Annotated in this window: 8 protein-coding genes and 2 pseudogenes; all 10 read left to right on the top strand. The window is 69.2% G+C overall.

Features of this window, described 5'->3' with window-relative positions; all coding sequences use genetic code 11:
- Positions 1-232: 232 nt before the first annotated feature.
- Positions 233-664, top strand: coding sequence for a hypothetical protein (locus UK94_RS30765; protein WP_055752614.1), 432 nt, complete (start codon positions 233-235; stop codon positions 662-664).
- Positions 665-735: 71 nt separating this feature from the next.
- Positions 736-1,005: hypothetical protein (locus UK94_RS30760; protein ID WP_235490795.1), on the top strand; the 270-nt coding region annotated here is incomplete at its 5' end.
- Positions 1,006-1,839: 834 nt separating this feature from the next.
- Positions 1,840-2,458 (top strand): annotated as a pseudogene (locus tag UK94_RS71350) (DUF932 domain-containing protein); the annotation flags it as partial.
- A 1-nt stretch (position 2,459) separates the two neighbouring features.
- A pseudogene (locus UK94_RS71345) lies at positions 2,460-2,537 on the top strand (hypothetical protein); the annotation flags it as partial.
- 1 nt (position 2,538) lies between these two features.
- Positions 2,539-2,937 (top strand): DUF932 domain-containing protein (locus UK94_RS71340; RefSeq protein WP_235490793.1); only part of this gene is annotated, 399 nt, incomplete at its 5' end.
- Between the two features lie 97 nt (positions 2,938-3,034).
- Positions 3,035-3,541 (top strand): hypothetical protein, encoded by a 507-nt coding sequence (locus tag UK94_RS30740; RefSeq protein ID WP_055752609.1) that lies wholly within the window; start codon positions 3,035-3,037, stop codon positions 3,539-3,541.
- 593 nt (positions 3,542-4,134) lie between these two features.
- Positions 4,135-4,449 (top strand): hypothetical protein, encoded by a 315-nt coding sequence (locus UK94_RS30730; RefSeq protein WP_055752607.1) that lies wholly within the window; start codon positions 4,135-4,137, stop codon positions 4,447-4,449.
- An 812-nt stretch (positions 4,450-5,261) separates the two neighbouring features.
- Positions 5,262-5,477, top strand: a 216-nt coding sequence (locus tag UK94_RS71335; RefSeq protein ID WP_235490791.1) for a hypothetical protein, incomplete at its 5' end; no start/stop codon positions are given.
- Between the two features lie 230 nt (positions 5,478-5,707).
- Positions 5,708-5,941 (top strand): hypothetical protein (locus UK94_RS71330; RefSeq protein WP_235490789.1); only part of this gene is annotated, 234 nt, incomplete at its 5' end.
- 42 nt (positions 5,942-5,983) lie between these two features.
- On the top strand, positions 5,984-6,385 hold the full coding sequence (locus UK94_RS30715; protein ID WP_055752604.1) for a hypothetical protein: 402 nt from the start codon (positions 5,984-5,986) through the stop codon (positions 6,383-6,385).
- Positions 6,386-6,388: the final 3 nt, after the last annotated feature.

The raw sequence follows: 6,388 nt of genomic DNA, 5'->3' as shown, positions 1-6,388 counted from the left end.
CTCGCGATTGTCCAGCGACGCGGTCTCGATCACATGCTGATGCTGCTGGATCGTCTGGCGTCGATTTACCACGGCTGCGACTGCAAGATCTACAAGTTCAGCCTGGAATGGATGGACAAACCGTGCCTACTCAAGGCGCGCGGAGTTCACGGCGACCTGTGGGTCTGGTGGCGTTAGCCGCCTACTGACCGGACGTCCGAAGCCTGTCGACCGTCATGTGGAGGGAGGGTCTGTGACCTGCGAGGTTCTTTCTGATGAGTTCGTGCGCCGCTTTGAGCGGGGAGTGTGGCGCGAACTGATCGAATCGGCGATGGTCGAATGGTCGCCGGACGAGACTACGAATCTGTACGGCAGTGGTTTCGACGGAACAGAGACCGAGTATCTGTTCGGCGATCCCGCCAATGAGATCCGTGACTTCCTGGAAGGCGCCGCTGCCGATCTGTCGTCGCTGGTCGAGCGTCTGGGCGATCGGACTCCGGTGCCTGAGGAGCTGGGTCGGGATTGGGTCCTTTCGCGGCAGCGGCAGGGCGCGGGCCTGTGGGACCGCGGCTACGGCCCGGAAGGGGACCAGCTACACGAGCAGGCGATCGTCTACGGCGACATCCTCTTGGAGATCTCGGGGGTCGAGGAGGACTGCGACAGCTGGGTGGTGCGGGTCCTGTGACCGGCCGGCATCTGNGCGTCCACCATCGCGACTACTACGACCACGAGGTCCACGACGGGGACATCCACGCNCACGGGGAGCGGTCTGAGGACCTCGACTGCGAACCGGACGAGTACGACCGCGAGGACGGGCTCAGTGCTGTGGACCTTGCCGTTGCCCGCCTGGAGGACTTGGCGGTCACGGAGCCGTCGGGCTGGCCGTTTCCCGGGCCGCACTGCTGGTGGAGCGGCACGGTCACGCTGGACTACTACACCGGTGAGATGCGGGAGACCTCCGCGCATCCCTGTGGGTTCAGCGATGACGAGTGCCGCGACATCTGGGCGCGGCTGATCAGCGCATAGCCAGCGCGCGCCGCACGACCCTTCCTCTCTGCTGATCTTTTCCAAAGGTGGTGCCATGCTCGGCGTGCTCGCGGACCCCACGGTTCGGATCGGGGTCTACATCGACGATGACCACGACTACTACCTGTCCCCGGTCGGCGACCTCGATGTGATCACCGAGGAGCGGGCGCATTTCGCGGACGGCACGTGGGCGGCGTACCGGCTGACGACGGTGGTGGAGTGCCCGCACTGCGACCATCGGTACAGCACGGACGTGCTCGGCGGCGTGGTGGTGGAGACGACCGCGCTGGCCGGGTCGATCGTCTGGGCTGATGACCTGGTCTTGCAGGAGAACCCCACCGGCTACCTGGCGACGCAGATCNGGGACCNGATCACCCAAGAGCGGGAGGACCCGACCCCGGCCACGGCCTGGCTGNCTCTTCCCGGGGACGACGCGCTGTGAGCCGGGTCGAGGCGCTGCCGCTGGCGAACGGCGCACGGGCATGCCGGGGGAACGTCGCGCTGCTGGTGTCTCCGCATCGGGAGCCGCTGACGGGCGGTGGCCCGGACGCCGTCCACGTCGACCTGATCGTGATCCGGTCGGTGACCCGTGACGGGCGGGTACGCGCCTACGAGGAGATGTGGCCGGGCGGGCGGCCCGTCCGTGTCGCGACCACCGCCTGGAAGATCACCGGTCTGGTCGACGCGTCGGTGCTCGACCCTGACCGCGCGGTCGCGATCGCCCGCGCGCACACCTACCCGGGCCACAGCCAGGTCTGCCCCTGGGCGTCGCTCGCCGAGGCCCGCGCGGCGTTGCGCCCCGCCCGCAAACCCGCCCCGTAACCACCCCCACGCATGCCGACGGGCCGCCGAACGCCGCCCGGCGGCCCGTCGGCATGCCCCGACATGACCGCCCACTCCCGCCGTTCGATGGAAGGAACCCGGATGTCGAAGGAAACCCTGGCTTGGCTCAATCAGCACACGCTGATCGGCTTCACCGACAAGCGCGGCCACGCCTGGCACTACCGCGCTGACCACCAGCAGGGCGAGACCAACCACTACCCAGGGTCGATCCCGGTCGACGACGTCGAGCGCCGGCTTTTCGGCTGGCAGGCCCTCGAACGGCCGATCTACGTCGAGTCGCCCATCACCGGGGGAATCGACGTCGTCCCGGACCGCAAGGCCATCATCCGGTCCGACACCGGCAGCGTGATGGGCATCTTCAGCGACGGCTACCAGCCCCACCCCTACCAGGAATGGCTGGTCGACAACGTCGGGCAGCTCCTCGACGACGATCTCGCGATCGGCTCGGCCGGGCTGCTGCGCGGCGGGGCGGTCGCCTGGGTGAGCGTCGAGGTACCCGACACGATCACGACTCCGGAGGGGGTCGCGTTCCGGCCGAACCTGCTGGCGACCACCAGCTTCGACGGGTCGCTGTCCACGACCTACAAGCGGATCGTGACCAACGTCGTCTNTGACAACACGATGGCGGCCGGCCTGCGGGAGAAGGGCCAGCAGACCAAGGTCAAGCACTCCGCCAAGTCACACCTACGNCTCGCCAAGGCCCGGGAGGCTCTCGCGATCGTCCACACGATCGCCGACGACTTCGCCGCCGAGGTCGCCGAGCTGTGCGCGCTCGACGTCTCGGACCGGCAGTGGGCGGCGTTCCTCGACGCCCACGCCCCGATGCCGGAGAAGAAGGGGCGGGCGCGGACCAGCGCGGAGAAGCACCGCGACACCCTGTCCCGGCTCTGGGATCACGACGAGCGGGTCTCTCCGTGGCGGAACACCGGCTGGGGTGTGCTCCAGGCGGTCAACACCTACACCCACCACGAGCAGACCGTCCGCGGCGCGTCCCGCGCCGAACGCAACATGCTGCGCGCGGTGACCGGCGGGGCGGACAGCCTCGACGGCGACACGCTCGCCACGCTGCGCACCCTGCTGCCGGTCTGACCCGACTCCCACGCCTGGCATCGCCCCGCCCGACGGCCCGTCCGTCGGGCGGGGCGATGCGCTGCCCGCACAGCTGACCGGAAAGGACCGGGTATCGATGTTCGCCGGACTGACCGTCGACGGCACGACCGTGAACAGCCTGGACGAGGACAGCACCGTCGAGCTGATCTTCGCTACTGACACCGAGTTCCGCTGTTCCGCCTGCGGGGCGGACCTGGTCGAGACGCCCGGCGGCTTCGACGACGACAACGGCGACCACGAGTGCCCCGCCTACCTTCCGGATGACCCGGACGCGGACGGCACCGGGCCGCACACGCCCGAGCGGGTGGCGCTGTCGTGGTGCAACAGCGCGGGCATCCGCACCGAGGAGACCGACGACGCGATCACTCTGAGCCTGTCGACCGGCGACCCGCGCGGCGCGTTCACGATCACGATCCGGCGGGTGCCCGACGACGCCGACAGTCCGCTCGCGGGCCGGCTGCTGCTGCACCTGCCCCATCCGGGCGAGCCGATGCCGCACGAACAGCTGTACCCGCTGCACCCCGGCACGTTCGTCATCGACCGACCCGCCCCGGTCACCCGAGCCCACCTGACCGCCGCCTGAGCACTCGCCGTACCGGCTGCTCTCGCCCGTGACGGCGGGCGGCCCGCCGTCGTTCGGACACCCGCCGGCCGGGCCCGTCCCGGGCCGGCGGTGCGCCTACCCCTCCCATGACCAGGAAGGCACCACATGCCCACGCCCCCGACGCTCGCCGTCGCCACCGACTTCATCCTGTCGCACGCCACCGAACAGGACCTGACCCACATCACCGAGACGGTCAAGCAGCGGCGGGCCGCGCTCGCCGCGATCAGGACCGCGTCCCTGACCACCGNCACGCTGGTGCGGATCGCCAACATCAAGCCCCGCTACCTCGACGGCCTGACCGGCACCATCGGCCGGATCGACGGCACGCATGCCATGGTCATCCTCGACGCCGGGTCCACCGATCGGCTGCGCTCCACCCCGAGTAACAGGCGTTTCGTCGTCCCCTTCAAGGAGACCACCTACGACCTGGATGGCGTGCCGTTGAGCTGCTGCGTGCCCACCTGACCCCACCCGCACCGCACTGGGCTGGGGCGCGGGAGCCGCACCCCCGNCCCGGCCTGGGATCGGGACCCGTGGCCGTACACGCCCCTTCGAACCAGGGAGACACGACCATGACTGCTGCCCGCACTATGCGCGTCACCATCAGCGGCGTCTACACCGAGTACGAGGTTCCGGCCAACGACGACCGCTGGAACGGCTTCGCCGTTCCCGGCTTCACCCTCGACCAGGTTCGCCAGCTGGCGGCCGAGACCGCCGCGCTGGCCGCGACCGTGCCCGCCGACGAGACGGACACGATCACCATCAGCGATGACGGCACCGTCTCGGTCCACAGCGGTCATTGGGGCTCCACGACCGTCGTCGAGCCCGCCCCGGACGGCCTGTACTACGTCGGCGGCAACGACTGGGGCTGGGAGATCGTCAGCTAGTCCGACGCGCGCCCACCGTCTACAGAGGACGNGCCGTCCGCGANGCCGGACGAGACCGCGCCCGACCGGGCCGTCCTCCGTTCTCCTTGGCCGACTGCGCCCACGGAGCGCCGGCACTCGTGCCCGACGCGGGCCCTCCTGCCGCACCTACCGGCAAAGCGAGTGCGCAGGCACTGCGATCCGCACCACCAAGCCTGGAGGTTCCCGTGCCCTCAGACGTGCAGTACCTGGTTCACACGCGGCTGACCCGCCGTACCCCTCATGGCGACGTGGTCGAAGTGACCAGCACGGACATCGTGGCGTTCGCGGTCACGAGCTGGAAGCTCGAACACCCCGGCATCTCCGTTGGCAAGCTGACGGTCGTCGCAGAGGACCTCGACGCCTTCGCCGAAATGCCGGTCGCGAGCGCCGAGGCCNCCGAACTGCTGGCGCGCTTCCTCCTCTGGTTCACCGAGGCACCGACGCACGCCCACGAGCTTGACGACGCGACGAGCCGGCCCGGCTCTCTCACCATCGAGCAGTTCGCTGCTCTGGTCCCGGGAACCCCGGTCAAGTTCCTGGTCGCGGGCAGCTGGTACCGGGGCGAGGTCCACGACAAGGGGATCACGGGCCCGAGCAGTGACCCAATAGTGACCGTCGTCTACACGGGCGACCACGTCCTGAATCCCAAGATCTCCAAGGGCAGCATCGAGCCCAGGGACGTCTTCCACGTGTACGCGGGCGACGTCTACCCGATCAACGCGATCAGCGGGGATGCCGCCCCGCCTCGGCCGACCATCCACACGGTGCGCGATGCGCGCGTCCGCGTCCANGGCGCCAGACCCGACACCACCGAGGCGAGCGACGTCTACTCGCTGGAAATCAGCGGCGTTCAGATCCACGTTCAGCTGGTCGCAGCGGACGACACCAACGACGAGCCGAACCCCGAGGAACCGATCGTCCACGTCCGCATCGAAAACATCGGCCACCCGAAGGGCACCCACCTCGTGGTCGACGTCAACGGCAACGCCAACGACTACCGCTTCTAACCGTCGACCCGCCCCGTACATCGGAGATCAGCGAAAAAGGAGAAGCATCGATGAGCCTTATCAGCGACCGCGAACCGACGATTCGGGTGAACGACGCCGACCGGCGTCTGGTCTACCGGTGGACCCTCCGCCGGATCGAGGAAGGCTCCGATCCCGGAATGCTGCTCGTCCAGCTGAAGGTCCAGCACGACCGCACCGGGAAGCGCTACTACGCCGAGCTGCGCAACGCNACCCTCACCGACACGGACTTTTTGGTCGAGTCGTTCGGGTGGAACGACCCGGTATGGAGCCGGCACGAGTTCGTGGCCCGCTACGCGAAGACCGGTCTGCGGGCGTTCGCCGACCGTACCTTCGCCGAGCTGCGCCGCGCCGACGCCGCTGGCGAGGACCTGCACGTGGACCTCACCAGCGACGACCGGCCATCCCCGCCCGAGGTCGACACCACGCCCGACGTGACCGGCTGAGCCGGCGAGCGCCGCCCTACCCGCCCGGGAAAGGAGATCATGATGAGGATGCGACGCAGCCGCGACGGCCGCCGCCGCCTTGACCCGCTGCGACATCTTCGGGCGCGCCGGTGCTCCCCTCCGGACACGCGGTTGCCCCGCGAGCGGGCGCGTGAGGCGTTTCTCGACGCCCGCGACGTGTTGCGGATCGTCCTGGAAGACGAGATCGAGGCCGAGACACGGGCCGCCTGCCCTGTGGCGACGGACCTCGATGTCGAGGTCTACAACGACGAACTCGGTGAGCCCCGCGGCCGACTGGTCGCCGTCAACACCGACGCCGGGACCGCCGACGACGAGCGCGACGCGCTCGTCGAGCTGCTCGCTGAGCTGCTCGACGAATGGGCGACGACCGCGAACGTCGACAGCACCGAGATCGTGTTCCGGCTGCTGCCCGAGCAGCGCTGACCC

Origin of the sequence: Frankia sp. AvcI1, from assembly GCF_001420875.1 — a bacterium.
GTDB classification, from domain to species: Bacteria; Actinomycetota; Actinomycetes; order Frankiales; family Frankiaceae; genus Frankia; species Frankia alni.
This window is presented reverse-complemented; position numbering and strand designations above follow the sequence as displayed.